The 999-nt window shown below is 66.6% G+C and carries 1 pseudogene; it reads right to left on the reverse strand.

The features are described 5' to 3' along the window. Window positions 1-999 (reverse strand): annotated as a pseudogene (locus EN994_RS33025) (phenylalanine--tRNA ligase subunit beta); the annotation flags it as partial.

Below are 999 nucleotides of genomic sequence, written 5' to 3' on the forward strand. Positions count from 1 at the left end.
GGCCTCGACCGACTTGTCGACGACGAAAGCGAAATCGCGCTTGACCGCCTGGAAGGGCGACAGTTCCAGTTTCGGCTTGGTTTTCGTCGGCTTGGCCTTCGGTTCAGGCACGCCATCGACGAAGACCTCGAAGCCGCACAGCGGGCCGGAAACATCGAGGCCCTCCAGCGTCTTCGGATGGAATTCACCGAAAGTGCCGAGTACGGTTTTCGGGCCGAGCTTGATCGTGCCGGAACGGCCGGGATGATACCAGGCCGGGCCGCGGGCCTCGATCTGCAGCCGGTCGACAGGCGCACCGCAGGCTTCAAGTGCGGCGATCGCATCGGCCTTGGCGTCGAACACGCCGACTGGACCGGAATTGCCGGCCCAGTTGCGGCCGGAACCGTCGAGCTTGGCGGTGCCGCGGCGCACGCCGGCGGCGACGCGCCGCTGCTGGTCGGCGCCGTCGCCCTCATAGGTACCCGACACTTCGAACAGCGCCACGTCGCCAATACCCTTGTCGGCATTGCGCTGGGCAGCCGCGATCAGCCCCGGCAGCAGCGAGGGCCGCATGTCGGACATATCGGCGGCGATCGGGTTGGCAAGCTTCAGCGCGGTCTGGCCGCCGCCGAACAGCTCGGCATGCTTGGCCGGAATGAACGACCAGGTAACGGCTTCCATCATGCCGCGCACGGCAAGCGCGCGCTTGGCCGTGCGGGTACGGACCTGCAGCGTGGTGAGGATCTTTGCATTGACCGCGTCATGCGCACCGAGCGGCTGCGGCGCGATGTTGTCGACACCGTGGATGCGCATGACCTCCTCGACCAGGTCTGCCTTGCCATCGACGTCGGGGCGCCAGGACGGCACGGCGACATCGACGACATCGCCCGAGCCCTCCGGCTTGAAGCCGAGGCGCGACAGGATGTCGAGGCTTTCCGCGCTGGGAACCTCGATGCCGGTCAGCCGCTTCACTTCCGAAAGCGGGAAGGAAACGATCTTCGGCGTGTGACCGGCATAACC

The sequence above is a fragment of the Mesorhizobium sp. M7A.F.Ca.CA.002.09.1.1 genome, from assembly GCF_003998555.1.
Classification (GTDB): domain Bacteria; phylum Pseudomonadota; class Alphaproteobacteria; order Rhizobiales; family Rhizobiaceae; genus Mesorhizobium; species Mesorhizobium ciceri.